Source organism: Xanthomonas sp. LMG 12462, from assembly GCF_009192885.1.
In the GTDB taxonomy this organism is placed as follows: Bacteria; Pseudomonadota; Gammaproteobacteria; order Xanthomonadales; family Xanthomonadaceae; genus Xanthomonas_A; species Xanthomonas_A sontii.
The window spans coordinates 44,889-70,433 of record NZ_NMPP01000009.1 but is presented as its reverse complement, the minus strand read 5'-3'; the positions used below and the strand labels follow the sequence as shown (position 1 = coordinate 70,433).

The 25,545-nt window shown below is 63.8% G+C and carries 23 protein-coding genes and 1 pseudogene; 9 read left to right on the top strand and 15 right to left on the bottom strand.

Annotated elements, in window-relative coordinates:
• From CEK69_RS03225 to CEK69_RS03195, 6 genes and pseudogenes are all read left to right on the top strand, one after another.
• Nucleotides 1-328 (top strand): annotated as a pseudogene (locus CEK69_RS03225) (lytic transglycosylase domain-containing protein); the annotation flags it as partial.
• Complete coding sequence (locus CEK69_RS03220; RefSeq protein ID WP_193313876.1) at nucleotides 325-909, top strand: integrating conjugative element protein; 585 nt, start codon at nucleotides 325-327, stop codon at nucleotides 907-909. The pseudogene CEK69_RS03225 and the gene CEK69_RS03220, both read left to right, overlap by 4 nt.
• A gap of 1 nt (nucleotide 910) precedes the next feature.
• Nucleotides 911-3,103, top strand: a complete 2,193-nt coding sequence (gene traD / locus CEK69_RS03215) for a type IV conjugative transfer system coupling protein TraD (RefSeq protein WP_152243792.1) — start codon at nucleotides 911-913, stop codon at nucleotides 3,101-3,103.
• Nucleotides 3,100-3,849, top strand: a complete 750-nt coding sequence (locus CEK69_RS03210) for a TIGR03747 family integrating conjugative element membrane protein (protein WP_152243790.1) — start codon at nucleotides 3,100-3,102, stop codon at nucleotides 3,847-3,849. Before traD ends, CEK69_RS03210 begins: the two co-directional genes overlap by 4 nt.
• A gap of 101 nt (nucleotides 3,850-3,950) precedes the next feature.
• Nucleotides 3,951-4,580, top strand: coding sequence for a hypothetical protein (locus tag CEK69_RS03205; protein WP_152243788.1), 630 nt, complete (start codon nucleotides 3,951-3,953; stop codon nucleotides 4,578-4,580).
• 1,043 nt (nucleotides 4,581-5,623) lie between these two features.
• Entirely contained in the window at nucleotides 5,624-6,997 is a 1,374-nt protein-coding gene (locus tag CEK69_RS03195) for a hypothetical protein (protein WP_152243784.1), read from the top strand.
• A gap of 174 nt (nucleotides 6,998-7,171) precedes the next feature.
• Here CEK69_RS03195 and CEK69_RS03190 read toward each other — a convergent pair whose 3' ends face one another.
• The 15 genes from CEK69_RS03190 to CEK69_RS03120 form a co-directional block, all read right to left on the bottom strand.
• The gene (locus tag CEK69_RS03190) at nucleotides 7,172-7,747 is read right to left on the bottom strand and encodes an alpha-ketoglutarate-dependent dioxygenase AlkB (RefSeq protein WP_152243782.1); all 576 of its coding nucleotides are present in this window, start codon (nucleotides 7,745-7,747) and stop codon (nucleotides 7,172-7,174) included.
• A gap of 10 nt (nucleotides 7,748-7,757) precedes the next feature.
• The gene (locus tag CEK69_RS03185; RefSeq protein WP_152243780.1) at nucleotides 7,758-10,880 is read right to left on the bottom strand and encodes an error-prone DNA polymerase; all 3,123 of its coding nucleotides are present in this window, start codon (nucleotides 10,878-10,880) and stop codon (nucleotides 7,758-7,760) included.
• A gap of 10 nt (nucleotides 10,881-10,890) precedes the next feature.
• Nucleotides 10,891-12,213 (bottom strand): DNA polymerase Y family protein, encoded by a 1,323-nt coding sequence (locus CEK69_RS03180; protein WP_226975020.1) that lies wholly within the window; start codon nucleotides 12,211-12,213, stop codon nucleotides 10,891-10,893.
• Nucleotides 12,152-12,946: a translesion DNA synthesis-associated protein ImuA gene (imuA, locus tag CEK69_RS03175; protein WP_152243778.1), complete on the bottom strand. Its 795-nt coding sequence runs from the start codon at nucleotides 12,944-12,946 to the stop codon at nucleotides 12,152-12,154. The genes CEK69_RS03180 and imuA overlap by 62 nt, the downstream gene beginning before the upstream one ends.
• Before the next feature lie 362 nt (nucleotides 12,947-13,308).
• The gene (locus CEK69_RS03170; protein WP_152243776.1) at nucleotides 13,309-14,619 is read right to left on the bottom strand and encodes a recombinase family protein; all 1,311 of its coding nucleotides are present in this window, start codon (nucleotides 14,617-14,619) and stop codon (nucleotides 13,309-13,311) included.
• A gap of 149 nt (nucleotides 14,620-14,768) precedes the next feature.
• Nucleotides 14,769-16,127 carry a hypothetical protein gene (locus CEK69_RS03165; protein ID WP_193313875.1) on the bottom strand — a complete coding sequence of 453 codons (1,359 nt, stop codon included), beginning with the start codon at nucleotides 16,125-16,127 and terminating at the stop codon, nucleotides 14,769-14,771.
• A complete protein-coding gene (locus CEK69_RS21175; protein WP_226975022.1) occupies nucleotides 16,124-16,714 on the bottom strand; it encodes a hypothetical protein in 591 nt (196 codons plus the stop codon). Before CEK69_RS21175 ends, CEK69_RS03165 begins: the two co-directional genes overlap by 4 nt.
• Nucleotides 16,715-16,784: 70 nt before the next feature.
• Nucleotides 16,785-17,309, bottom strand: a complete 525-nt coding sequence (locus tag CEK69_RS03155; RefSeq protein ID WP_152243771.1) for a hypothetical protein — start codon at nucleotides 17,307-17,309, stop codon at nucleotides 16,785-16,787.
• Nucleotides 17,310-17,333: 24 nt separating this feature from the next.
• Nucleotides 17,334-17,657, bottom strand: a complete 324-nt coding sequence (locus CEK69_RS03150) for a hypothetical protein (protein WP_152243769.1) — start codon at nucleotides 17,655-17,657, stop codon at nucleotides 17,334-17,336.
• A gap of 55 nt (nucleotides 17,658-17,712) precedes the next feature.
• Nucleotides 17,713-18,129: a DUF4189 domain-containing protein gene (locus CEK69_RS03145; protein WP_226975019.1), complete on the bottom strand. Its 417-nt coding sequence runs from the start codon at nucleotides 18,127-18,129 to the stop codon at nucleotides 17,713-17,715.
• 139 nt (nucleotides 18,130-18,268) lie between these two features.
• The gene (locus CEK69_RS03140) at nucleotides 18,269-19,399 is read right to left on the bottom strand and encodes a type IV secretion system protein (RefSeq protein ID WP_152243765.1); all 1,131 of its coding nucleotides are present in this window, start codon (nucleotides 19,397-19,399) and stop codon (nucleotides 18,269-18,271) included.
• 48 nt (nucleotides 19,400-19,447) lie between these two features.
• Nucleotides 19,448-20,083: a hypothetical protein gene (locus CEK69_RS03135; protein WP_152243804.1), complete on the bottom strand. Its 636-nt coding sequence runs from the start codon at nucleotides 20,081-20,083 to the stop codon at nucleotides 19,448-19,450.
• 296 nt (nucleotides 20,084-20,379) lie between these two features.
• Nucleotides 20,380-21,096, bottom strand: a complete 717-nt coding sequence (locus CEK69_RS03130) for a response regulator transcription factor (protein WP_226975018.1) — start codon at nucleotides 21,094-21,096, stop codon at nucleotides 20,380-20,382.
• 105 nt (nucleotides 21,097-21,201) lie between these two features.
• Nucleotides 21,202-22,134 carry a hypothetical protein gene (locus CEK69_RS03125; protein ID WP_152243763.1) on the bottom strand — a complete coding sequence of 311 codons (933 nt, stop codon included), beginning with the start codon at nucleotides 22,132-22,134 and terminating at the stop codon, nucleotides 21,202-21,204.
• Between the two features lie 633 nt (nucleotides 22,135-22,767).
• Nucleotides 22,768-24,036 carry a S1 family peptidase gene (locus tag CEK69_RS03120; RefSeq protein ID WP_226975017.1) on the bottom strand — a complete coding sequence of 423 codons (1,269 nt, stop codon included), beginning with the start codon at nucleotides 24,034-24,036 and terminating at the stop codon, nucleotides 22,768-22,770.
• A gap of 479 nt (nucleotides 24,037-24,515) precedes the next feature.
• On the opposite strand from CEK69_RS03120, the gene CEK69_RS03115 reads away from it, so the two are divergent.
• The 3 genes from CEK69_RS03115 to CEK69_RS03105 are packed head-to-tail and all read left to right on the top strand — an operon-like array spanning nucleotide 24,516 to nucleotide 25,542.
• A complete protein-coding gene (locus CEK69_RS03115; protein ID WP_152243759.1) occupies nucleotides 24,516-24,893 on the top strand; it encodes an RAQPRD family integrative conjugative element protein in 378 nt (125 codons plus the stop codon).
• Nucleotides 24,890-25,132 (top strand): TIGR03758 family integrating conjugative element protein, encoded by a 243-nt coding sequence (locus CEK69_RS03110; protein ID WP_148829095.1) that lies wholly within the window; start codon nucleotides 24,890-24,892, stop codon nucleotides 25,130-25,132. The genes CEK69_RS03115 and CEK69_RS03110 overlap by 4 nt, the downstream gene beginning before the upstream one ends.
• Nucleotides 25,133-25,173: 41 nt before the next feature.
• Nucleotides 25,174-25,542 carry a TIGR03745 family integrating conjugative element membrane protein gene (locus CEK69_RS03105; protein ID WP_148829094.1) on the top strand — a complete coding sequence of 123 codons (369 nt, stop codon included), beginning with the start codon at nucleotides 25,174-25,176 and terminating at the stop codon, nucleotides 25,540-25,542.
• Nucleotides 25,543-25,545: the final 3 nt, after the last annotated feature.

The following is a 25,545-nucleotide window of genomic DNA, read 5'->3' as shown; positions in this document are numbered from 1 at the left end:
GGCGCTGCGCAGCGCGCTGCGGGACACCCCCGCCGAACGCATCGACGTCGGGCTCGGCCAAATCAATGCGGGCTACCACGCGCACCGCGTGCAGCGCCCCTGCGCGCTGCTGGACCCCTACCGCAACCTCGGTATCGCCGCGGAGATCCTGCATGAGCAGCACCGGCCCGGCGAAGACTGGCTGGCCGCGGTGGGACGCTACCACCGCCCCGCAGGCGGCCCACCCGCAGCGCGCTACCGCGGCGCCGTGCAGCGGCACCTCGTGCGCGTGCTGGGCAAGCCGCAGGCGATGGCCTCAGTGAATCCGCGTCGAGAAACCACCCCATGAAGCTCCCCGCCTTGCGATTCCGCCCGTGCGCGCCTCTGTGGCTGCTCGTGCTGGCTTGCCTGCCGTCCTTGGGCCTGGGTGCGGAACCCGCGGCATCCGCACCGTCGCCCCGCCCCGGCCTGATCGTCGTCGAGGACCGGGGAGGCGCATCGGCGCAACCCTACTACGACGAGTTCGGGCTTCCCCCGTTGCGAGCGAGCGGCGCCCCTTCGACCAGCGGGGCAGCCAAGGCCACGGCGCCCGTCGTCCCGGTCGTGGCGGTGGGCCTGCCAGTGCGTTCCACGCTACTGTCCCCTGGCGTGGTAGAGCCGCGCCCGCTACAGGCGCCGGGGCTGCCCCCCTTTTTCCTGGTCGGTGACGATGCGCGCTCCAGGGCCTGGCTGCAGCAGCGCGTCGGCACGCTGCGCAAGTTGCGCGCCGCCGGCCTCGTCGTGAATGTCGCGTCACCGCAGGCGCTGCAGGAGCTGCGCGCCCTGGCGCCGGACCTGGTGCTCTCCCCGGCCTCGGGGGACGATCTGGCCCGCAGGCTGGGGCTTCGCCACTACCCGGCCCTGTTGACCGCCACAGGCATCGAGCAGTGACATGGCCCAGGCGCATGCAGTCGAGGTGCTGCTGCGCCCCGCGGTGGAGCTATACACCGTTGCGGTTTGCGCCGGCGCCGCGCTGGCGTGCGTGGTGGCACCGTGGTCGCTCGCGCTGAGCCCCACTCTGGGGTTCGCCAGCGCCCTCGGTTTCGCGGCCTTCGGCGGCATCCGCCTGCGGCAGGCCCACGCCATCCTGCGCTACCGGCGCAACATCCGCCGCCTGCCGCGCTACGTGATGACGAGCCGCGACGTCCCGGTCAGCCAGCAGCGCCTGTTCCTTGGCCGCGGCTTCCGCTGGGACCAGCGCCACACGCACCGGCTGATGCAGACCTACCGGCCCGAATTCCGTCGCTACGTGGAGCCCACAGCGCTCTACCGGCTCGCGCGGCGGTGCGAGGAGCGCCTGGAGTTCGCACCGCCACCGTTCGCGCGCCTGGCGCGCTGGACGGCGTGGGACCACCCGCTGAACCCCGTGCGGCCCCTGCCGCCGGTCGGCGGGCTGCCGCGCCTGCACGGCATCGAGCCGCAGGAGGTGGACGTCACCCTGCCGCTGGGGGAGCGGGTCGGGCATACCCTGGTGCTGGGCACCACGCGCGTCGGCAAGACGCGCCTGGCCGAACTGTTCATCACGCAAGACATCCGCCGCCGTGCCGCGGACGGCGGGCACGAGGTGGTGATCGTCTTCGACCCGAAGGGCGATGCGGATCTGCTCAAGCGGATGTACGTGGAGGCGCGCCGCGCCGGACGCGAAGGCGAGTTCTATGTATTCCACTTGGGCTGGCCCGACCTGAGCGCGCGCTACAACGCGGTCGGCCGTTTCGGTCGCATCTCGGAAGTCGCCACCCGCATCGCAGGGCAGCTGTCTGGCGAGGGCAACAGCGCGGCCTTCCGCGAGTTTGCGTGGCGGTTCGTCAACATCATCGCGCGGGCACTCGTGGAACTGGGTCAGCGCCCGGACTACCTGCTGATCCAGCGCCACGTCATCAACATCGATGCACTGTTCATGGAGTACGCCGCGCACTTCTTCGCGCGCACGGAGCCCAAGGCCTGGGAGATCATCGTCCAGCTCGAAGCACGCCTCAACGACAAGAACATCCCGCGCAACATGATCGGGCGCGAGAAGCGCGTGATCGCGATCGAGCAGTACCTCGCGCAGGTGCGCGTGTACGACCCCGTTCTCGACGGCCTGCGCAGCGCGGTGCGCTACGACCGGACCTACTTCGACAAGATCGTCGCCAGCCTGCTTCCGCTGCTGGAGAAGCTCACCACGGGCAAGATCGCCCAGTTGCTGGCGCCGAACTACTCGGACCTGGCCGACCCGCGGCCCATCTTCGACTGGATGCAGGTCATCCGAAAGCGCGCGATCGTGTATGTGGGCCTGGACGCGCTCTCGGATGCGGAAGTGGCGGCCGCCGTGGGCAATTCCATGTTCTCGGACCTCGTCTCGGTCGCCGGCCACATCTACAAGTTCGGCGTGGACGACGGGCTGCCCGGCGCCGACGCCAGCAGCAAGGTGCCGATCAACGTCCACGCCGACGAGTTCAACGAGCTGATGGGCGACGAGTTCATTCCCATGGTCAACAAGGGCGGCGGTGCCGGTGTGCAGGTCACGGCGTACACGCAGACGCTCTCCGACATCGAGGCGCGCATCGGCAACCGCGCCAAGGCCGGCCAGGTGGTGGGCAACTTCAACAACCTGGTCATGCTGCGCGTCAGGGAGACGGCCACGGCCGAACTGCTCACCCGCCAATTGCCGAAGGTAGAGGTCTTCGCTACGTCCGTGACCAGCGGCGCCACCGACAGCTCGGATCCCACGGGCAACACCGCCTTCACCTCGAACACCCAGGACCGCGTCGCCAGCACCAGCGTGCCGCTGATCGAGCCTGCGCACGTCGTCGCGCTGCCCAAGGGCCAGGCCTTCGCGCTGCTCGAAGGGGGCAACCTGTGGAAGGTGCGCATGCCCCTGCCCGCGCCCGATCCTGACGAGGCCATGCCGCGCGACCTGCAGGAGCTGGCCGCCGGCATGCGGCTGCACTACGTCATGGACGCTGGAAGCTGGTGGGACGGTCAGGGCGCCGCGGGACCTCGGGATGACGGATTGCCCGGCGACCTGCTGCAGGACGCGTTCGCCACGACCGAGGCAGACGACCCCGCCGACCAGGGCGGGATGGATGGGGCCGGCATGCCATGAGCGATGTCGCCGCCACCGCCCAGCGCCAGCAGGTCCGCCAGCAGGGCTTCATCGTCGGCCTCATCACGCTGCCGTTCCGCTGCTTCGGCGTGCTGTGCGGATCGCTGCTGCTGTGCATCGTGGTCGAATGCGTGGGCATGGCGCTGTTCTGGCCGGACCAGGGATGGCGCCACGCACAGGCCATGCTGAGCCATGAGCTGGACCAGCTGTCCGACTACTTCGTGCGCAGCGCGCTCGTGCAGGAGCCAGGGCGCACCGCGCACCACTGGGTGCAGCAAGGCTACGAGTGGGTATTCGTGCGCAGCGGCCTGCTCGAATGGATGCGGGACGCCTCGCGCCAGGCCCGCGCGAACGCGGCCGGCCACGCATGGAGCCTACAGAAGGTGCTGGGCAGCGCGGCCACACACACGCAGGACTACCTCATCGCCGCAGGCTACACCGTGCTGGTGTTCATGGTGCGCCTGCTCGTGCTGTGCCTCTCGCTGCCACTCTTCCTCTTGACGGCATTCGCCGGGTTCGTAGACGGGTTAGTGCGCCGGGACATCCGGCGGTTCGGCGCGGGGCGCGAATCCGGGTTCCTGTACCACCGCGCACGGGCCAGCCTGGTGCCGCTCGCGGTGCTGCCCTGGGTAACCTACCTGGCCCTGCCGGTCAGCGTGCATCCGGTGGCGATCCTGCTGCCGGCGGCGGTGCTGGTGGGGGCAGCCGTAGACGTCGCCGCAGGAAGCTTCAAGAAGTATCTTTGATGAAGAGCAACCGCTGCCCTCAGAGCAATAAGAATATATCGTGGTGCCACCTCCGTCTGATTGGCGGACATGATATATGCTCTGTACAGGAGGATGAGAAGATGTCAGACATTCTAGGATTTATAGCTGCTGGTTTAGCTGGAGGGGGCATTAGCATGCTCCTCCTTCCAGTGATAGGTTATCTAGGCAAGAGTCACCTGACTCATCAGCTAAGTAAGGATATCGAAAAAAGAAAGATCGAGCTTCAGAAAGAGCTTGAAGCGGAGAAAGCCAAGCATGCACGCGAGCTAGAGAGCTACAAAACCTCAATAATCGCACTGTCCGAACAGATAAAGGCATCGAACGAAATAAAAAAACAGATTGCTCTAAAAGTGCATGAGATTAGATTTAAGGAGCTTGCAGCGCTTCATTTGGCCTGCACTGCAGTTCCCGGCGACTACATTGATTTCATTACAACGCCAATAGAGGCCCGCACTGAAGATGTCAACAAGCGCATTCAGGAACGGCTTGACGCAATATCAGGCGGCATGATGCGCCTCACATTGTTTTTAAAGGAAGATGAGGTGGATAAAATCACCGCACTCAACAAATATCTACGATTCGGACTCAATAGATATTTACATGCAGACACGAAAAATATTCAAGCACTGACGATAGAGATGCGACCATACACTGGCCCGGTCCACGAAATGGTAAAAAATCGCCTTCGAGCCATTATGGAAATGACCTAAAGGATCACCTCATAAAAGCCATTGAAAAAGAGCATCACAGAGATACCTCCGGCAGACCAGCGAGCACACCACATATTTTTCAGTTGGCTTAGTACCCGCCTTCTCGACGCATCAACCAGGAGTAATGCTTGTCTGGCATTTGGCACATCCCTCTCAAGTCGCGTGGTCACTCTGGTGCAACCGCGCAGAACTTTCTTTGGCAGCACGATACCGTGTACATAATGGATAACCACCGTGCGGCATGGTGGTGTTGGCTACGACACCTTCAGCCTAAAGAGAAGTTCGATTTATTCCATGTTGATCGACATACGGATACATTGACTAGCAACCTAGACGTCTGGCTAGGGCATCTCCCTGGAGAGATGAGAGGAATCTCACTTAACGAATACCTGTCACTCAAATATTTAGCGAGCGGCCTCCCGTGTGAGATTATTCGTTGGGACAATTACCTCAGCCTATTTTTAGCACAGGAGCAACAAAGTCTCGGCCAGCTACTTCTTGCCACACATCGAGATGGCGACAAGCCAAATGTACCCTCAAATAAGTGTCGCAATGTTGAAACCTGGGAGCTTCCTTGCAACCTGGATTTCTGGCTACATCGGGGTAACAACTGGATCGTCAACATTGACATTGACTACTTTTTTTGTGAGTTTGCGGATGGATCTCATCGGCGCTTCCTATCCGAGGACTTCGTCGCATCACTTTGCGCGCCATTGAAGGATGGCTTAGCCTCGGGAGTAGTCAAGGTTCTGACAATCTGCCTGACCCCGGACGATGACGGATTCAGCGGTGGATGGTCAGCGTCGGAAGCCGTCTGTGCGGAGATATGCAAACATCTTGGTATCCCGTTCAGTCTTCCGTAGTCGCAACGCGGTGGATGCAGCGAATGGCGTGTGATACGACCGATGACGCAGACACCACGCTACACGGTCGGCAGACCAGGCAAGTCGGTGCCGAACGGCGGAGCGCCGATCGGCACGCTTTGGCCAAGAGGTAACAAGAACTCCTGAGCTCGTTTTTCGATAATCGCTGGATCACATGCCATGACGTCAAGTACAGAATTTCTGAGTAATTTCAGAATACGACCACTCGCTGAGCCTGATATCGATCAGGTTATCGAAGAAGCCGGTGGAAGTCGCGCACATCCGGATGCTGACCGCCGTGAGCAGGTTGGTGCAGACTATTTACTGGGTAACTGCGTAATTGAACTAAAAGCACTGGATGACGATGGCCTAGCCAAACCGGAGCGGCAGGCAAAGCTAGCAGCTTTGTTCAGACCGTTTTATCCCGGACGGCCAGTCGTCGTTTTGGACCGGGAGTCGTTGCCTATCAATGGAAAAAGGGATTTTGACAGAATTTTAGAGGGTCCAATTAAGACAGCAGTCAGCAAGGCAAAGAAGCAACTCAAACAATCCAGACTAGAACATGAGAGCGCAACCACATCAATTATTTGGTTTATCAACAATGGATACACCGCTTTAGACCATGATGCGCTTGCAAAACTAGCAGCCCACAGAGTTCGAAATGACACCAATGAAGTAGACGGAATTATTGTGTCCGGTTGCTACTTCCACAGCGACTCCTTCGATAGCTTCTTTTTGTGGCCCTTCGAATACATTCCAATAAATCTGAACAAGCCATTTCCGCATGAGGAAAAGTTGCTACAGGCTTGGAATAACCTCTCGGATCAGCACATGACTGCCCTAATGCAACAACCGCCTGGCAAGCAAGATATCAAAGGCCCGGTGATAGACACCCAGTTTGACATTGCAAATGTCACTTACGTTAAGCCTGCTCCACCAATCGGAAAAGAGTCAGATTTTTTTCGCCATGGCCGCCCAAGAAAAAACAGCACGAAGATTATTAAATCGCCTCCGGTAGGCTTGGTTTTCGGCGATCTATCGGTCGAAGAATGGACCAATTTCCAAAGAAACTTGCCAGATGCCGGATGGTTGGGCGACACATACGAAAACTGGATTATGGAGCGAGCAATCGCATCCAAACAGGCATCGGACAGAAGTATATTCATACCGATTCAGGTTACCTGGAGCGAATGGATTAAATGGGCAAACCAGACGGAAATTTATATTTCAACCACGCACGAGTATGCAACCGAAGTCTTCCAAGGAAAAATCAAGGACCTCATAGACAATGCAAAAGATATAGGCTTTGCTTCCATCTTACCTAGCCGGTACATGCTAATAATTACCGAAGAAATTGGACAGGATCGTGGAAATGATATATCTCACGCCGCGATCGTGACAACGCGCCCGAATGGAAGACAAGATGTTGAAGATGTTTTCATAAATCAAAGGCTGTTCCACGAGTACGCAATGACGCTGGGATGCGCTCACGCCATTGCGAAAGGTGTGGATGTTATCCGGTGGCGCAAAGATAAAAAATACTCGTGGTTCTAAATGCACGAGTGCCAGTTTACGTACAGGATGTCTCACTTCCCTTTCCCCCAGGTGCGAGGCCGGGTCTTCGTGAGCCACCCAGGCGATGCCAATGACTAGTTGGTGCCGCTGAGACGAGTGTTTCGCACCTGAATATACGGGCGCCCCTGAACTTCTTGACCTCAGGGATGCCTGTTAGCTGCCATGGGTACGAAACGTAATCGACCACCGTAGCTCAGCCGTGGGCGCCACGGAGTGCTGCCAATCCCAGCGCGTCTCTTCGGCCATCTTGTAGATCGATCGCGGCGCCGCCTCCAACTGCACAACCTTACGTGTCGCCGGCTCGTCCGGATACGGACGAAACTTCAACGTGGCGCGTCCGCCGAGCGAAACGCCCACGATGGTCTCGAAGTCCGGGACATCCCGGTGCCAGCCGAGCGGCGTGCCGGGCGCGTACTCGGCTACCAGCGCATGTACCAGTTCCGCTTCAGGAACGTCGAGCCACTCCCCCACCCGCTCGCGCAGCCGATGCAGGCGTGGGTCCAGGCTCACTCCCGGCAGAAGTCGATTGGTGTCGAAGTCGTACGATCCACCAAAGCTCACCACCTTGCGCCTTGCCAAGTAGTGCTTGTACTGGGCGGCGTGCAGCGGCAGCGACCGGATGATGTCGATGAGCTCCTGCTCCTCCTTTTCGCTCAGGAACTCCTCCTGGTACACCAGCCCGTTGATCGACGACCGGATCAGCTCTTGTCCGAACAACTGCTTCTGCATCACGTCACCCTCATTTGAAATCCCGGCTCTCCGTCGCCAGCCGCCCCAGCAGCGGCGACAGGTCGGCGAGCCGGTCCGCGACCAGGTTGCACACTTCGCCCTCGCGCTGCCAGCGCCCCTTCACGGCCAGCAGCCGTGACTCCAGCAGCACCTGGCGCTGGGCCTCCCGCACGCCGCGCCAGACGATGACCTGGGTCGCACCGTGTTCGTCCTCCAGCGACACGAAGATCGTCCCCTTGGCGGTCTCCGGCTGCTGCCGCAGCGTCACGATGCCGGCCGTACGCACCTTGCGCCCATGGGGCATGCGGCGCAGTTCCTCCGAGGTCTTGAGCTTGTATTTGTCCAGGCGCTTGCGCAGCAGCGCCATCGGGTGGCTGCGCAGCGTGAGGCCGGTGGACGCGTAGTCCCACACCACGTCCTCGCCCTCCGGCGCTGCGGGCAGTTCCAGGTAGTCCTCATCGACCGGAGCATCCCTCAGCAGTTCAGGAGCGGCATGGAGCGCCGCGGCATCCCACACCTGCTGCCGGCGGTGCCCCGACAGCGTGGCCAGGGCGCCGGCGGCCGCGAGCAGCTTCATCTCGTGCTGCTCCAGCCGCGCGCGCTGCGCCAGTTCCTCGGCGCTATCGAACGGCCCGGCGCGGCGCGCATGCATGATGCGCTGCGCGCTGGCGGCCTGCAGGCCGCGGATCATGTGCAGGCCCAGCCGCACGGCGGGCACATCCGGAAGATCCTCCAGCGAGGTTTCCGCATCGCTGTACATCACGTCCACCGGGCGCACCTCCACGCCGTGGCGCCGGGCATCCTGCACCAGTTGGCTCGCGGAGTAGAAGCCCATCGGCTGGCTGTTGAGCAGGGCCGCGAGGAACGCCGCCGGCTCGTGCCGCTTGATCCAGCACGACGCATAGACGAGCAGCGCAAAGCTGGCCGCGTGGCTCTCGGGAAAGCCGTATTCCGAGAAGCCCTTGATCTGCTCGAAGATCTGTTCGGCGAAGGCCTTCTCATAGCCACGCGCGGTCATGCCGTCCACGATCTTGGCGTAGTACTTGCCCAGGCCCCCCTTGCGCTTCCAGGCCGCCATGGCACGGCGCAGCCCGTCCGCTTCACCGGCAGTGAAGCCCGCAGCCAGGATGGAGATTTGCATCACCTGCTCCTGAAACACGGGCACGCCCAGGGTCCGTCCCAGCGCCTTTTTTAAGGCCTCGCTGGGGTACGTCACCGGCTCCTTGCCCTGCCGGCGGTTGAGATACGGATGCACCATGCCGCCCTGGATCGGCCCCGGCCGCACGATGGCGACCTCGATGACCAAGTCGTAGAAACAGCGTGGCCGCAGCCGCGGCAGCATACTCATTTGGGCCCGGCTCTCGATCTGGAAGACGCCGATCGTGTCAGCCTTGCAGATCATGTCGTAGGTGTCGCCGTCTTCTGCAGGAATGTCCTGCATGCCGAACGCGTAGCCGCGGCGCTGGCCGATCATGTCGAGCGCGCGCCGGATGGCCGACAGCATGCCCAGTGCGAGCACATCGACTTTCAGCAGGCCCGCGGCATCCAGGTCGTCCTTGTCCCACTCGATCACTGTCCTGTCGGCCATGGAGGCGTTCTCGATCGGCACCATGCGGGACAGCCGGTCGCGCGTGAGCACGAAGCCGCCTGTGTGCTGGGAGAGATGCCTGGGAAAGCCGATCAGCTGGGTGGTCAGCGTGATGAGCTGGCGCACGGCAAGGTCCGCCACGGACATCCCTAGTTCCTCGAAGCGCTCCAGGCGGATGTCCTCCCCGTCGAACCACTTCTGGCCTTCCGCGAGCGCGTCCAGCGTCTGCAGGTCGAAGCCGAGCGCTTTTCCGACATCGCGAATCGCCGACTTAGGGCGGTAGCTGATGACCGTGGCCGTGAGCGCAGCGCGGTCGCGGCCGTACTTCTCGTACAGGTATTGGATCACCTCCTCGCGCCGCTGGTGCTCGAAGTCCACGTCGATGTCCGGCGGCTCGTTGCGCTCCCTGCTGATGAAGCGCTCGAACAGCACCGACATGCGCGCCGGGTCCACCTCGGTCACGCCCAGGCAGTAGCAGACCACGCTGTTGGCGGCCGAGCCCCTGCCCTGGCAGAGGATGTGCCGCGATCGCGCGAAGGCCACGATGTCGTACACGGTGAGGAAGTAGTGCTCGTAGCGCAACTCGCAGATCAGCTCCAGCTCATGTTCGATCTGTGCCTGCACGGTGGGCGAGATACCTTCCGGCCAGCGCCGGCCCGCCCCCTCATACGTGACCTGCCGCAGGAAGCTCGCCGCGGTGTGGCCCCGCGGCACCACCTCATCGGGATACTGGTACTTGAGCTCGTCGAGCGAGAAGCTGCAGCGTGCGGCGACGTTCAGCGTCTCGGCGAGCAGATCGGCCGGAAAGGTCTGCGCCAACCGGAGCCGCGTGCGCAGGTGGCGCTCAGCGCTGCGGTGCAGCGCGTGCCCGCATTCCGTGAGCGGCTTGCCGATCCGCGTGGCCGTCAACACGTCCTGCAGCGGCTTGCGCGATCGCACATGCATATGCACGTCGCCCACGGCCACCAAAGGCAGGGCCGTCAGTTCCGCGAGCGTGCGCATGCGGTGCAGCCATGCCTCGTCGTCCAGTTGCCGCACCTGGTCCACGCCGATCCAGCAGCGCCCGCGGAAATGCGCTAGCGCCCAGGTCCCCGCGGCCTCCAGTTGCGCATCGGTGGATGGGCGATCCGGGCAGAGTAGCGCAAGGCAGTCCGCGAGCTCGGCCCCGGTGATCTGTCCCAGCGTCAGGTGGTACTCGCCCTTGGCCGATACACGTCGCAGCTTCGTGATGAACTCGCAGAGGTTGCCGTACCCGTTGAGGTTCCGCGCGAGGACCACCACCGTGAAGCGTGCCTCGTCCGCGGTGCGCGGCTGCACGCAGAACTGCGCACCGAGGATCAGGGGCAGCCCTGCCGCCTTCGCCGCCACATGGGCCCGGACCACGCCGGCCATGCTGCATTCGTCCGCCAGGGCCAGCCCGCTGTAGCCCAGTTCCTTCGCGCGGCGCACCAGTTCCTCCGGGTCGCTCGCGCCGCGCAGGAAGGTGAAGTTCGACACGCAGCGCAACTCTACGTAGTCGGGGATGGTGCGCGGCCTGCGGTTCATGGCGGCCCGCTCAAGCGAAATGTCCGTGCAGGAACCAGGCGGTCTGGTCCCCCGCCAGTCGCTGCTGGAACACCCACAACACACCGGCATGGGCGCTCAGGGCCAGCCAGTAATCGCGCTGGACGTTCAAGGCCCGGGCATCGTCTCCCTCTACGGTTCGATGCCACCAACCGCCCTCGACGCGGTCCGGCCCGAGCAGCAACTGCAGCGGCCCCTGGTAGTACGGCCGGTTGTCGCGCTCCATGAGCCGCAAGGGCTCGTCCAGCATCCACGTGGGCAACGGCAAGACATGGGCCTGTTCCACCACCCTGCGGCGCTTCACGGGCTCGCTGGTCCAGGCCTGCATCCATTCGAGCCGGTGGTCCTCCTGCAGCACCGGGCGGCGCACGCAGTCGGTGCCGAGCCGTGCCTGGATGCGCTCCAGGGCCAGCTCCGTTTCCACACCCTTGCGCAGCGTCTCCGGCAGCAGCGAACGGCTTTCCTCGACGATGGGAGCAACCTCCGAGGCCAGCAACTCGATGTCGCCCGCGGGTGCCAGCAACTGCACCTTGCTCAGGTGCTCGGCCAGCAGCCGAGCGAAATGCTCGACGTTCTGCGTCGGCCTGGCCGTGCGCACCGTGAGCTCCCCGCCGGTGCCGGCATCCTTCGCCCGCATGACGTCATGGCACCAGCGCAGCGTGAACGCGGTCGCGCCCAGTCGCCGGGCGGCCAGCCACCCGGCCATCTGGACCAGCAGGCGCCGCGCCCCGAAGAGCAGCGCGGGAGCGGCTTCCACGCGGGCCATGAGCTCCAGTCGGGCATGGAAGGTCTCCGGCAGCGTGATCCATTCGTAGGCCTCGGGCCGCAATCCGTAGGCCTGGTCCAGCGCGGCCAGCAGCGCCTTGTCGAAGCGCCGGCCCAGGCCGCCGCGCGGCAGGCGCCGGACATCGCCCAGGCTGCGGCACCCCACGCGTGCCAAGGTGGCGCGGTGATTGCCCACCGCGGTGAGCGCATCCAGCGGCAACCGGTCCAGCAACTGCGCGATGGGCGCGCTGAACCCGTCCGGGATCGCCCCGTCAGTGGCATGGCGCACCAGCGCTAGCGCCGCCAGGCCCGTGGGCGCCCAGGCGATCCGGGTACCCAGTTCAGAGCAGCCGGCCTCCACCAGCGCGCGCAAGGCTTCCATGCCGCCGTGGAGCCGCTCGCTCGCGCCCACCTCCGCGACCACTGCGTCCTCCAGCAGGGCCACCCGAGGCGTGAACTGCAGCGCCCACGTACCTAGCGACGGCGCATCAATGGGATGCGGGCAGTCCGAGGGCGGAAGGGGAAGCAGCGCGGCCCAATGCGGGGACATCGGCGGGCTCCTTGCGGCGGGGTTGGGGCGACGGGGCTGGCGTGGTCCTGAGTCGCGGAGGCAGCATTGGCGCCAGGCTCGCCGGGATGGCCTCCAGGTGCAGGGCATCGTCCAGGGGGGCTCCGCGGCGCTTCGGAATGCGTACCTCCAGCTGCCAGCCGCCCCCCAAGGCCGCAGCGACACGCAGCGGTGCCGGCGACGCGCCGGACAGCGCCGCCGTCGGCCGCAGCAGGAACACCGCGGCGTCGCAGGACTGCGCGTGGACCTGTAGCCGGCGGATTTGCTCCGGGCGCGCCTGTGGCAGCCAGGACAGCACCGCGCCCGCAGGGTTGGACTTGAGCAATTGCTCCGTCACCCACAGCCGGTCCGCGGGCGCGCTTGCGTGGATCCACACGACGCGATCAGGCGGCAGGCCCAGTTGCGCCAGGCCAACCGTGTGGGGCTGCTTGGGCGGCGCCACGAGGTAGATGCACCCGTCCGATGCCAACATCGCCGGCACGGCCGGACCCAGCAACCGCCATTCGCAAAGCGCTGGCTGCGGCATGAGCAGCTCGGTCAGCGTGTGGGTAGGCCAGCCTCCCCCGGGAAGCTGCGCATCGAGGGCATCGAAGCCGGAAGGCACTGTGCGCCCAAGGGGTTGCCCGAGGTCCGCACCGAGCCACACGGCTTCCGCCACATGCGGGGGAAGAACGGTCGAGTCGAAGGCGCGCGGCGAGGTGATGCGGAGGGACATGGGCTAACTCAACAGTGCGAAAACACATGCACTGTATGAATAAACAGTATATCCATGCCCGCGAAATCGCGGGTGTCGCTGGCTATGCCGTCCACCTGTAGGCGCTGTGGAATCTACGAAAAAAGCGCCTTCCGAGTAGGGACCGTGTCGCCCTTTCCGTCGACGGATTGCCGCGACAGCATCCCGCCCCGGCATGGGCAGCCTCGACCTCGGTGATTCGTGCCAGCCAACCATTGCCATCCACCGGCAGGAAGCTGCGCATGCGGTGCAGCTCCCCCAACAGCCCGCCGGCCGCGCCGGGAGGACTGCGTGGACACAACTAACCAAGCTGGCGCCCACCGCTGCGTGGATGGCAGAGCTTCCTACAATTCGTACTTCACCGAGGCGCGCCAGAACTGGGAGTACGGGACCTGCAGCAAGCGCGCTGTCTCGGCCTTGCTGTTGCCCTTCTTGCGCAGCCTCCGTGCTTGCGCAAGCCAGGGCGGGGCGCCGCGCGGCTTCTTCTGTGGCTTCAACTTTGCTGCATGGGGTGTCCGGACCACGACTCCGGTGAGTAATGTCACTTCAAGGTCATCGGGGTAGACCTTGATGCGGCGAATGATCCCACGCAGGTACTCGGCCTTCTGGTGCTGGGTCTGCCGATCCAGTGCCATCCCCGTGAGACGGTCGATCAGCGCGATCAGCGCCTGCTCCAGCGGCTTCGCACGGTACCGGTCCTGGCTCGTCGTGCCAGCGCCGTAGCGCTGCAATCTTGGGACGTAGTAGCGATAGAGGGTGCCTTTCCTGGGAACCCCCACGTGTATGAGCGCTCGGTCGCTTTCGTTGAAGATCAAGCCACGCAGCACGCTGATGAATGGATAGCGATTCCTGGCCGATCGCCGCGCCCCGCTTTGGGCCATGGCCTCTTGCGTCGCACGCCATGTCTCCTCTGAAATAACCGCCGTATGCTGGCCTGGTTGCGGCTTGCCGAGGTGGACAAGGTCGCCGCAGTAGAGGCGATTGCGCAGCACCCTCGTGAGTGCGGACTTTTTGAGTGGACCGCCGTACTGATTGCGAAACCCCTTCCGGTGCATTTCGTCGGCAAGCAGCTTCACCGACCCGATGGCGGCGTAGCGCCGGTGCGCGTAGCGGACGGCCTCCGCTTCCGTTTCCATGATGTCCAGGTATCCCTTTTGGACCGTATAACCGAAGGGGCGGCGGCCACTCTTCCAAAGCCCTCTCTGTCGAGCGCCTGCGAACCAATCGCGCAGGCGTTCGGAGGTCATGTCGCGCTCGAACTGGGCGAATGACAGAAGCACGTTGAGCAAGAGCTTCCCAATGCTTGTCGCCGTGTTCAGCGATTGCGTGACCGACACGAACGTGACGTCATAGGACTCGAAAAGGGAGATGAGATTGAGAAAGTCGCGAAGCGAACGCGACAGGCGGTCGATCTTGTAGAGAACGACCATGTCCACCGCACCCTGCCGTACCTGGGTGAGCAGCGCCTGCAGTGCAGGTCGCTTGAGCGTGGCCCCCGAGTAGCCGCCATCGTCGTATTGTTCGGGGAGCAGGTGCCAGCCTTCGTAGGTCTGGCTCGCGATGTAAGCAGCGCACAGGTCGCGTTGGACCTGCAGTGAACTGAGTTGAGGATCGGTCTCGTCGGCCGACTTGCGGGTATAGATGACGCAGCGCATGGGGATCTCCGGCAAAAGAATGGGAGCACGCTCAGCGCCTGCTGCGCGTGCGCTCAGATCTCTTTTTGCTGTTCAAACCCACGCCGTGAAGGCGACATGCGGCGATCAGACGTCTATGCGACGTTGACGAGGCCGAGCCGGATACTACCTCAGCGCGCCCGGGCTGGTGCCTGCTGGACGCTGGTGTCTTCCTGTGACTGCAAGTTGCGCGATGCCTCCTCGCCCGCGCGGGCGTCTGCGGCAGCCGCCATGGTCGCCTGCGGCGCCGATAGATCCACCTTCACGCGAAACCCGGGTGTGTGCCCTTCGATCCAGGCTGCACCGTTGTCCACCTGCACGCTCTTGATCTGCTCCGGTCGGGTCATGCCGTCGCGCCGGGCCTCGTTGGTGGCATACATCGCCGCCATGGCCGGAACATCCGCGGGCAGCTTTCCCTTGATGGCGAGATAGAGCGGATCCGCCTGCAGGTCGGCAGGCAACGCCGCGCCGTGCTCCGGCACCTTCAGCGGCACGTGCCAACCCTGGGGCTCGCGGGCTTCCGTCTTCGGCAGATGCAGCCGCTGCATGTGTTCCGACCATTCCGGCGCACCGAGGCCCTGCCGGCCTTCGCCCGCCGGCAACGGCCCGCGCAACTCGTTGACGGCGTCACCGGCCAGCCCGCGCACGCCGCGCGCAAGCAGCGTCGTGCCGACCCGCATGGATTCGACATCGCCGCGGTACTTGCCGATCATCGGCGCGTACTGCTCGGCACGCTGGTGCGCCGACGGGTCTTCCAGCACCGAGCGATCAGGCCGCCCGTTGCCGTCCACCGGCAGGAAGTTGTGCATGCGGTGCGACTCGACGATCAACCCGCCGACCGCGCTGAAGGGATTGCGCGCATCCCAGCCGCTCTTGCTGTTGTCGTAGCCGGCGCGCTGCAGCGTGGCGACTTCCTCGGGCGTCGCGTAGATGCGGACCTGGCCGTAGTGCCGGCTGGCAGCGCTGACGGGGTCGCCGGCCATGACGTGGTTGATGACGTCGGTACCGCCTTCGGGAATGCGGCGATCCAGGCTGACCGCGCCGTAGGCGTTGAAGGTTTCGCCCTTCAGGCCGAAGTGGTGGGCGCTCGCCTGAGCCAGCGCTCCTCCGAGCGAGTGACCGGTGACGGAAACCTCCGGGGCTTCGCGCCCCTTGCCAAGGGTGTTCGCATACGCCAGGGCTTCGCGCGTGAAGTCGAGGGCATCAGCCACCTGCGCGTTGTGCCGTGTAGCGACCATGCCACCGTCGGCGAGCACACCATCCTGCAAGGGCTGTCGATCGAACTCCGTGCCACGGTGGGCAACGATCAGTTGGCCATCATCGACGCGTTGGTAGAGGACTCCCTGATATCCCGAAGGACGATCCACATATTCCAGACGCCTGTAGGAGACGCCACCGATGTCCACTTCAGGGCTGTTGACGCCCGTTTGCCTGGGCTTCGAATAGACGTCATAGGCAAGCGCTGCATATTGCTGATCGGTGAGCTTCACGGCTCCACCTTCTGGGCCGACAGGGTGACTTTGAAGAGATCGTCGCGAGCACTTTCCTTGAAATCTTCGACGCTTGCACTGCCGACATCAGCGAAGTTCTTCACGTCCTCCCTGGGGTAGTGGCCCCTCCAGAAATAGGTGGTCTTGGCACTCGAATCCATGATCTGGACCTTCTCCAGACTGGGGGAGAAATTCGTCTCGTCCTCAGTCCCCGAGGCTTTGAGCGACATCCCCACACCCATCAGATCCCAGTGGCAAATGCCCTTGCCGAAGTAGTCTGCGTCCACCATCCCATCGGCATAAATCGTGGACACGTAGGTGTTGTCGTCGATCTTCTGGAAGGTCGCAGGCACACTCTCCTCTCGCTGCTTCGACCAAGCACCCGCCACCGGATCCACAGGCGTGCATTGTTCATAGTTGGTGATTCGATAGAACGCTGCGCCCTTGACGGACCGAAAGTCGCCAGGCGAGCCTTCAATCGTCATCGTGATCCGGAAGGCTTGCGTCGGACGGGAGTTCTTTCGGTACACCGGGTCGCCGCCGGCCTCCGCGCGTGGCGTGCCGGCATTCTCCGAGGCAGTGTTCATCGGGTTGCATCCTGTCAACAGCAGCAGAAGGGAAAAAGCACAGGGGATCTTGGCGTTCACGAAATGGGTCTCAGGCCACCAGGGTGCGCCGCGCGGCATGCTCCGCAGCGGCGAGGGCGCCGGTGAGCCGGCGGCAACTCTTTCGCACGTGCATGCCCTGTACCAGCAGCATCGCGATCAAAATGAGGAAGGACAAGCCCAGCTCGGGCACCTGCATAAAAACCGGCAGGGAGCCGGCAAGCGCCGCGGCCGCCAGGGCCGACATCGACATCAGCGCGGTCACGACGACCGCCTGCGCGATGGACCGCCGCAACTGCTTCGACTCCTCCGTCCGCTTGCCCCCCGATCGCAGACGCCACCAGGCGCGCGAAGCGCGCAGCATCAGGAGGCTCAGCCGCCCCACGATGCCGACCTGCAGCACTGCGCCCACCACCGCCGTACCCTGGGCCACCAGCAGCGCCACGTTGGCGGCGCTGCGGTACGCGAGGGCAGCCATGCCGGCGGTGAGCAGCAGCGCGAGCAAGGCGGTGGTCAGCAGCACGGACGTGCGCCGGACGGAAGCCTGCCACTCCTTCGACAACGCCATGTGGGACATGTCACGACTCCTGCGTCGATCGGTTCAGGGAACGGCGGCGCTGTCCGGCACCACAGAAGAACGGGGCGTCGCCGCCGCCCCTACCTTCCCTCCGGTGAATGCATGGGGGCAAACGCGCGCATACATCGCCGACGAGTAGGCGTTGTAGCAGTACGGGTTGGTGACGGTGAACGCGCCCGTGGCGGGATTGATCGGCGCCCAGCAGTCACTGGGCACGCCGATCGTGCAAAAGAGGAAGGGGTCGTTGTTGTAGTACGGAATGAACTCGTAGTAGCCATCGGTCTGCGCCCACGAGGGCAACGCCATGCCCGACAACAGCGCTGCGGCAAACAATCCACGCTTCTTCACGACCCTTTCTCCTTGAGGGGGTAGCCAACCTTTCAGCCTCGCTTGAGGCCCGCCGTCAATAGCTCTTGAAAACCGCCTTGGAGCATGCGGTGTAGATGACCTTGCATTGCATACCGGAAACCGCGCGATTCTCCCGCTCGCAACGCTCCATCGCGACGCCGCTGGCTGCTTCTTCATCGCCTGCCGCGGCGAAGCTGGTCGGCCCGTCGAGGTAGGCCCGTCCCCCCACCTGCGGCTCCGCGACAGCCGCACACTGGTTTTTGTAGACAAAACCGATTCGACAATCCTTCACTCCATCGGAAGAGCAGCGCCTCAGCGCGTCAGCCTCCGCTTCGGATTTCGATGCCTTGCCTGTCGTCACCCCCAGGCTGTTCCAGCCGTCGCCCGCGCCCATAGCAATGGCACCCCAGGTCTTGACCCAGTACCCGGTCGGCCGGGGAGCCTCCTGCGGGGCCGCCTGGCTCTGCGGCATCGGGGCGCAACCGGCAGCCCCCTGGCCGCCGATCGGATACTGGCCGGGGGGACATCCGCCTTCCGCGTGCGCGCCATACGCGGCGCACATCAAGATGCAAAGCGATAGAAGTTTTAGGTACATAGCTCTCTCGTTCACGTCACCTGATCCTGGTATCGCGGTTGGCCGCGCCCATGACGCCACTGCCCTCGGAAGGAGAACTGTTGGCCTGCGCCCCGCCGAGCCGGTGGCTGGCCGAGCCCACCATCGAACCCGACGAAGCCTGCGAATCCGGGCGGGTTTGCGGGGGACTGTAGGAACCCGGCGGCTGCCCCTGCGGCCCCGGAGAAGCCGCATTCGCAGGGCCGAAGGCCGTGTAGGTCATGAACGTGCCCATGTTGCCTTGCCAGACCGCCGCCGCGATAGTCGGCACCGTCACGATCAGCGCGGTCATGATGAGCCCGATCCCGCCCTGCTGCAGGGCCTGCGATGAGAGGCCTTCGGCGTTGGCCAGCGGAATGAACTTCATCGCCCAGTACGCCGCCGCCACCTTGGCCGTGAACTTCAAGACCATCGCCGACACCACCGACAGCATGGACATGGAAAACAGCGTGCCCAGCACGTAGAACAGCCACTTCCGGAACAGATCCTTGGTCTGGTCGAACATCAGGAAGAAGATGAAGATCGGGCCGATGCCCACCAGAAATGCCATGGTGAACTTGAACAGCAGCAGCATGGCGCCGGCCGCCATCGGGGGGCTGGCCGTGCCGAAGCTGGCCAGCAGCATCGAGCGCCCCTTCTTCTCGATCGATTCGGGATCGTTGGCGTCCACACGCACCGCATCCAGCGCCGACAGGGCCAGCTGGGTGTACTTGAGGTTGTCGTCGATCGAGTCTGCCGCGCTGCTGTTGTCGTCACCGGTGAACAAGCCGTGGATCTCCTTGTCCAGGTTGTCCGTCATCGTCTTGTGCAGCGCCGCGCCGTTCGCGCCGATGGTGGAGGCAACCATCAGGATCACCGCCACCTTGGCTGCCTTGACCATCGTCGCCATCGCCGATTCGCGCGACTGCCCGGTCGCGATGCGGTAGCCCTGGATCAGGATCCAGAACGTGGTCGCCGTCAGCGCGATCACGCTCACCCAATGCATCGTGCGGCGCATCAGGTCCAGGCCGAACTCAGCAATCTCGTCGGTGAAGTAGTTGTTGACCAGCCGGAAGAACACGAAGTCCCCCAGAGTGGTGTCCGCCAGCGGCTGCATCCAGTGCGTTGCGGTGTCGAAGACTCCGTTCATCCCAATTTTTTCCGTCTGCTGTGTCGTGAGGGTGAAGTTGTTGCGCGTCTACTTGGACAGCGCCCCGGCCAGCACGCCCGCCTGGATCACCTGTCCCAAGATGTTCTTGTTGCCGTCCAGCGCCCGCCTGGCCAGCCTCGACTGGTCGTCCTTGAGCGCCACGATGTAGGCGTCGTAGGCCTTCATCTGCGCCTGCCAGTAATCCAGATCCATGGAGTTCTGCGCCACGAAGCGCCGCACCTCGTTGTCGTTGGCGGACAGCGCGCCCTGGCTGGTGCCCACCCCATCGCGCTGCGACTGCACCTGCTTGAACTGCTCGTTGCGCTGGATCAGGCGCTTGAGCATGCGCACCGTCTCGTTGTACTGGGCATTCTTCGCCATCACGATGCGCGCACAGACCTTCATCTGCTCGTCAACCGCGCTGCCGTTCATGTCCGGCGCCAACGCCTTGAACTGGTTCATCAGCCCGTTGATGCCGCTCTGGCTCGCACCCGGGCAGCTGTCCTCCAGGCCGTAGTCCTGGGGCCGCTCCGGAAAATTGTCGGCCATGGTGGAATCGCCGAACTGCAGCCGCTGCAGCTTGATGAGCTGCTGCTGGTAGTGCTCCAGCTGCATCTGGTATTGCTTGATCGTCTCGGTCCAGCGCTTGGCCTGCTCCGCGTACTCCTGCAGCGCCTTGGCCATCGACATCGGGTCGTTGACGATCCACGTCGCGTTGGCGGGCCCGGCAAACAGGCAGACGGCAATGGCGACACCTGCGAAACGGCGTGTCAGGCGTGTCAGGCGGAGAGGACGGTTCGGGGATCGGGTCATGGCGGTCTCGCGGTCAGTCTGATGCCATACGGCGGATCGGGCGATGGCCACAGCCGCGCTGCGGGCGGAATGCGCACACGGGCAGCGACCTGCTGGCTGCAGCAGCCACAGCGGCGATCACATATGGGAGCCTGCCGGCGCCACCGTCCCGCCTGGACCAGGTTCGCTCACTGCTCATCGGCCCCGTCCAGCTCGAACTGCAGACCGTTGGCATACAGGTAGGGGAGCAGTTCACCGCCATCGCGCAAACCGAGCTTGGCCAGTCCGCTGTATTTATGCGTCGTCACCGTGCTGTAGCTGCGCCCGGTGCGCTGTCCAATCTCCCCGGCCTTCTCGCCACGGCTGAAGGCGAGCAGGATCGACCGCTCCGCGTCCGTCAAGGATGTCCAGGGGTGGGACTTGATGCTGTCCACATCGATGCTGCTGTCCAGGTATCGACAGCCCGAGCCAGCCGCCTCGATCGCCTTCGCGAGCTCCGTCACGGCACTCGTCTTCGCCACATACCCCAGGGCACCGGCCCGGAACACCTCGCTCGCGAGGAACGCGCTTTCCTCCGCGGTGTGGACGACCACCCGTGCAGTCGGATCTGCCCGCAGTACTGCACGCACTAGGCGAGCCCGCTTTAGCTTGCCGGGCATCAGCAGGTCTAGCACCACCAACCGGACAACGCCACCGGGAGGTTCCGCGCAGGCATCCAGCAGAACCTCGCTTCCATGGAACGTGGCGCAGTGCGATCCAGGCACGGCGAATGCCGTGGCAAGCAGTTGCAGCACGGCGAATGTCGCAGACGGATGATCGTCGGCGATGAAATATCTGCAGCGCCGCGCATCCGGTTGGTCCTCTGCCTTGCGGGCCGCCGGCCCGGCGCTGGTCATCCAGTCCATCTGCGTGTTCCGTGGCTCAGCCGATACCCGTCCGCTCCGGACTGCGGCAGCATCGCTGCTGCGCGCCAGGCCGTCCAGTGCCAAGGCATGCGATCCCAGGGCTCTTCAGCCATGCTCACAATCCTTGATCGAGCGCTGTCCGAAGCCGTAGAGCGGATCGAAGATCCACTCGAAGAGCCGGCGGCGGTCGGGGCGTATGCCGGCGTCGAGCGTCATGCCGGGCCGCTGAGCCTCTGGCCTTCCGTACACCTGCACGTGCTGATTCTCCCGGTGCACCAGCACACGGTAGCCTGATTTCTTGATCTCCTTGCCTGGGACCTTGTTCGCCTCGGACAGCGACGACAAATCGCGGGACACCTGGTGATCACGACCGAAGTACTGGCCGAACTGGTGGTAGCCGTAGGCACGGTATCGGATGACGACCTCCCCTCCCTTGCGCATGAAACCAGAGCCCTGCGTGGGAACCCAGAGCTCTGCCGGCAAAGTCGTCGCCGCAGGGAGCACAGTCGCCATCGGCAGCTCGGCCACCACGAATTGCTCGGTATCGACGGGTGAATCGGTCACCGGATCATCCACCGGAGGTATCAGGAGCGCCGCGCGCTGGATGTCCCGGCTCTGCATGCCGGCCAGTCGGTCCTGCCCGGTGAGGTCATCCAACAGCCGCTGGCGCTTGAAGGCCATTTGCTCGAACACGGCAACGCCGGCATCTCCGCTCGATGCACTGGTTTGCGTTTCGGCAATCCCCAGCAGCGGCTGCCCCGCTCGCAACCACTCACCCTCGCGCACGAAGACGCGTGTTATGGGCCCTCTCTCGGGGGCCACCACGGTGAGCAATCCATCGCTCGGCACCAGCGCCCCGCTGACCGGCCCGTGGCGGTCGTACTGACCTAACGCGAGCAACAACGCGATCGCGAGGACTGCGCACATCCCGAACCCCATGAACGCCCAGCCGCTCCGCGGTTCCCGCAGGGATATGGAACCGGCAAGCACGCTGCGCCTGTTCTCATAGACCTCGCTGCGGAACAAGCTGGAGTTCACACCATGGTCCTCGCGGTACCTATCCCAGGCGATGCGCTGAAAGAGCGATCTGTGGGCAATGGTGTCAGGCTGCTTTTGGCGTGCCTATTGGGAAAATTATGAGGGCCGCCGCTGTTCAGGAACGGGCGCGGCAAGCCCTGGGTGATAGGCCTCCCGAACGCTGAGTGAAAGTCCCGCTTGACATGCCACTGCTATAGCAACGCGCCTCTGATCAGTCGTCTGTTCGGGGTATTGCCGATCGACGCGGTGCGACGGAAAAGGTCTTCTCCCGCATTGATTGCCGAAGCATTGGCGCAATGGCGCGCCGCATCCCCACCTACCCTGACCGTGGTGCTGACCGTGGCACTTTTTTGCCGGGCCGCATCAACCTACGCCGACATCGCCCTCGAACTTGAGCGACAGGCGGAGACGCGACACCTCGATTATGTGGACCAGTTCGCCGCCACGGCGGCTCCGGGGCGGCCTCAGAGCTGTCTGGATACCACTTCGACTACGCGCACCTGCATTGCGCTTCCTGTTGACCGTACTGCTGCGGGGCGTGTGGTTCATGCACGACGTCTAGGCCGGCTGAACGAATTTGATCTGCGCGCGATGCGCTAGTGGTAGAGCCGGTAGAGGTGCGGCATACCGGAATCAGTACAGCCGTAGGCCCAGGTCCACGATCTTGCCAATCGGACTGAAAACCAGCGCGCCGCACCGGCCCGGTTCGACGCCCGCATAGGAAGCGCTCTTGACGATGCCGTAGGCAATATTTCCATAGTGGACCGGCCCGCCACTGTCACCACGAAAGCACGCCAAGTCGTCCCCCACTACCACCTTGTAGGCCAGGGGGTCACAGACCTGTCCGTTGCACTCCTTACTGCTAAAGCTCGCCGTGCTACTCGACACGACGCCGCACGTCCAACCGGTCTGCAAGCCCCTGTGGCATACCCGATCTCCAGCTACGGCGGCTGCGGCGGAGAGGATCGCCACGCCGCAACTGGAACAGGTGTCCCTCGCAAAGACTTCTCCAAGTGGGCGGTAGCCCAGAACTGGGAAAGAAAACCATGCCAAGTCGTGTGTCGCGTCGAAAAGCCGGTCCTCGTAAGTCAGCTTCGCGGTGACCTGTGCGCCGCTCGCCGCATCCGACCAGTTTCCGTACATGAGGTTCTTGCCACAGTGCGCCGCGGTGACCAGGCCCCACTTGGTGTTGTCCTTGTTCCGAACGATGAAGCCGCCGGTGCACTGGTGCTCGTTGTCCAGATTGAGGATCTGCGAGCCGCCCCGCACATAGGGGGACTGGGTCGTTGCCATTGGCGCACTCTGTGTCGGCAGCGTTGAGCTGGACGATGGCTCGGGCGACTCTTGTGGTTCTGATTCCATGGGGCCCGGCAGGAACTTGAACCTGACAGGCACGCCGAGCTGACGACTCAGCGTTGCGTTCTCCGCTTCGTAGGCAGCTTGCTCCTCCGCAGGGACGAAGACGTAAAGCACGATCGCAGCATCCACCTCATCGATACCAGTGCCCTGCAAGCCGGGCACCTGCTCCTGTAGGTGTGCTTGGTTCGACGCCAGGATGGCGCTGATCTCGTCCAGCGTCTTGCCGGACACCAGTGTGAACTTCACCGGGATGGTCCCGTGCGCCGTGGACAACTCATGGATAGCGGGTAGCGGACCCTGCTTGAGTCGCAGCACGAGCTTGAACCCGTCGCGGCTATCGTCCCAATACGAGGTATCGAGACGGTCGGCGTAGTCCGCTTTGAAAGCCTCGATCTCCGACCGGGCAAGCACCTGCCTGAGCTCCAGGCGCCGCGAGGCTTCCGCTTCAGCCACGTGATTGTCCTTTGCGTAGCTGCGGGAGATGACCTCCAACTGGTCCAAAGCCTTGGCATCCTGGGCCTGGGCAGTACTGGACAGCGCCATTGCGCAGGCTGCGACGAAAAGCCACGTGTGTCTCATCGTTTGATCCTCCTTGAATTTTGTTCCTGAAGGGCAACTCCATCTATTTTTCTTGTCGCGGATGCCTGTGTCAAACGACACAGAGCTTGCATTCCAGCGTCCTTTTTCCCTAGATTTCCGACGCTATCGAGGTCGGATGGCATGGGCAGCACATTCGTTATTCACGTCATAACGGCAGACCCCTAAAACGTCTTCCCATACGGCTCGGCTCCCACCAACCGCCCCGAGGCATTCACCGGCAGGGTCAGCCCTGACCCTTCGGTGCAGCACATCCCGACCGCGAATGCATGCTGCCTCAGGGTTCCTTGGTGCAACATCCAGGAACGCGCAACCAGCACATCGCGTCATGAACCTCAATGCGGTGTAAGCCACGTCCTCATTGATGGCGGCGCCCATCCGTGCGCCTGCGCAGCATCGAGTCTCCCCACAGCAAGGAGACCGACATGACCTCGCGTGCCACGGCCAGCCACGCCGCATCCCCTCGCCTCCCCCTGTCCGGCGTGCTGGCCGTGGCACTTCTTTGCGGCACGACATCGGCTCGGGCCGACGGCGCCCTCGAACGCGAGCGGTTGGCAGGGGCACAGCGTCTGCTCGACCAGGCAGACCGGCTCGCCGCCACGGCAGCTCCTACCGCTGCCTCCGAACCGTCCCGATACCACTTCGACTACGCGCGCCTGCACGACGACATGCGCCGCATGCAGGCGGGCGTCGCCAGCTATCTGGTCCCGGTGCGCGCGCAGCCGCGCGACCCGTCCGCACTGGCAGGCCAGTACACGCGCGACAGCGCGCCGAGACCCGCACCTGCGGAGCAGCGGCGATGACCGCGACCGCGGACCAACTCGCTGCCTTCCAGGCCAACGGCGGGTTCCCGGCCTCGGCCGTCGCCGATGTCGTACTGGGTTTCGTGTTCGCCGTGCTGCTGCTCTGGGGCGTTTGGGCCATGCGCGCCGCCTACGCGGGCTGGGCCGAGCAGCGCTTGTCGCAGCGCCAGTTTCTCGCGGTGGTTGTCCGCTTCCTCGCGCTCTACCTCGTGCTGACGTTCCTGCTGCTTTCCCGCTGATCCCGCCTTTCCTGAGAAATCCGATGAACCGAGGACCTGCCATGCAAGCATCCACCCTCCCCCGACGTCGCGCCACGCGTACCGCTCCCATCCTCGCGACGGCCACCCTGCTGGCGATAGCGACACCCGCATTCGCGGTCGGCCTGCCCACGATGGAAGACCCGTCGCGCGGAGCCGGCAAGGGCATCCTGCAGACGCTGCAGAACTACGGCTACGACATCGTGCTGCTCGTCGCGCTGCTCGTCGTGGCTTCCATGTTTGTCGGCGTCTGCTATCACGCCTACACGCGCTACTCGGAAATCCATACCGGCCGCGCCACCTGGGGCCAGTTCGGCCTGACCGTGGCCGTGGGCGCGATGCTGCTGGTGGTCGGCATCTGGCTGCTCACCAAGGCCACGGCCATCCTGTAGCAG

Coding starts and splice junctions, on each gene's coding strand:
- CEK69_RS03220 (WP_193313876.1), top strand. CDS start 325: ATGAAGCTCCCCGCCTTGCGATTCCGCCCGTGCGCGCCTCTGTGGCTG.
- traD (WP_152243792.1), top strand. CDS start 911: ATGGCCCAGGCGCATGCAGTCGAGGTGCTGCTGCGCCCCGCGGTGGAG.
- CEK69_RS03210 (WP_152243790.1), top strand. CDS start 3,100: ATGAGCGATGTCGCCGCCACCGCCCAGCGCCAGCAGGTCCGCCAGCAG.
- CEK69_RS03205 (WP_152243788.1), top strand. CDS start 3,951: ATGTCAGACATTCTAGGATTTATAGCTGCTGGTTTAGCTGGAGGGGGC.
- CEK69_RS03195 (WP_152243784.1), top strand. CDS start 5,624: ATGACGTCAAGTACAGAATTTCTGAGTAATTTCAGAATACGACCACTC.
- CEK69_RS03190 (WP_152243782.1), bottom strand. CDS start 7,747: ATGCAGAAGCAGTTGTTCGGACAAGAGCTGATCCGGTCGTCGATCAAC.
- CEK69_RS03185 (WP_152243780.1), bottom strand. CDS start 10,880: ATGAACCGCAGGCCGCGCACCATCCCCGACTACGTAGAGTTGCGCTGC.
- CEK69_RS03180 (WP_226975020.1), bottom strand. CDS start 12,213: ATGTCCCCGCATTGGGCCGCGCTGCTTCCCCTTCCGCCCTCGGACTGC.
- imuA (WP_152243778.1), bottom strand. CDS start 12,946: ATGTCCCTCCGCATCACCTCGCCGCGCGCCTTCGACTCGACCGTTCTT.
- CEK69_RS03170 (WP_152243776.1), bottom strand. CDS start 14,619: ATGCGCTGCGTCATCTATACCCGCAAGTCGGCCGACGAGACCGATCCT.
- CEK69_RS21175 (WP_226975022.1), bottom strand. CDS start 16,714: ATGAACACTGCCTCGGAGAATGCCGGCACGCCACGCGCGGAGGCCGGC.
- CEK69_RS03155 (WP_152243771.1), bottom strand. CDS start 17,309: ATGTCCCACATGGCGTTGTCGAAGGAGTGGCAGGCTTCCGTCCGGCGC.
- CEK69_RS03145 (WP_226975019.1), bottom strand. CDS start 18,129: ATGCCGCAGAGCCAGGCGGCCCCGCAGGAGGCTCCCCGGCCGACCGGG.
- CEK69_RS03140 (WP_152243765.1), bottom strand. CDS start 19,399: ATGAACGGAGTCTTCGACACCGCAACGCACTGGATGCAGCCGCTGGCG.
- CEK69_RS03135 (WP_152243804.1), bottom strand. CDS start 20,083: ATGGCCAAGGCGCTGCAGGAGTACGCGGAGCAGGCCAAGCGCTGGACC.
- CEK69_RS03130 (WP_226975018.1), bottom strand. CDS start 21,096: ATGGACTGGATGACCAGCGCCGGGCCGGCGGCCCGCAAGGCAGAGGAC.
- CEK69_RS03120 (WP_226975017.1), bottom strand. CDS start 24,036: ATGGCGCTGTCCAGTACTGCCCAGGCCCAGGATGCCAAGGCTTTGGAC.
- CEK69_RS03115 (WP_152243759.1), top strand. CDS start 24,516: ATGACCTCGCGTGCCACGGCCAGCCACGCCGCATCCCCTCGCCTCCCC.
- CEK69_RS03110 (WP_148829095.1), top strand. CDS start 24,890: ATGACCGCGACCGCGGACCAACTCGCTGCCTTCCAGGCCAACGGCGGG.
- CEK69_RS03105 (WP_148829094.1), top strand. CDS start 25,174: ATGCAAGCATCCACCCTCCCCCGACGTCGCGCCACGCGTACCGCTCCC.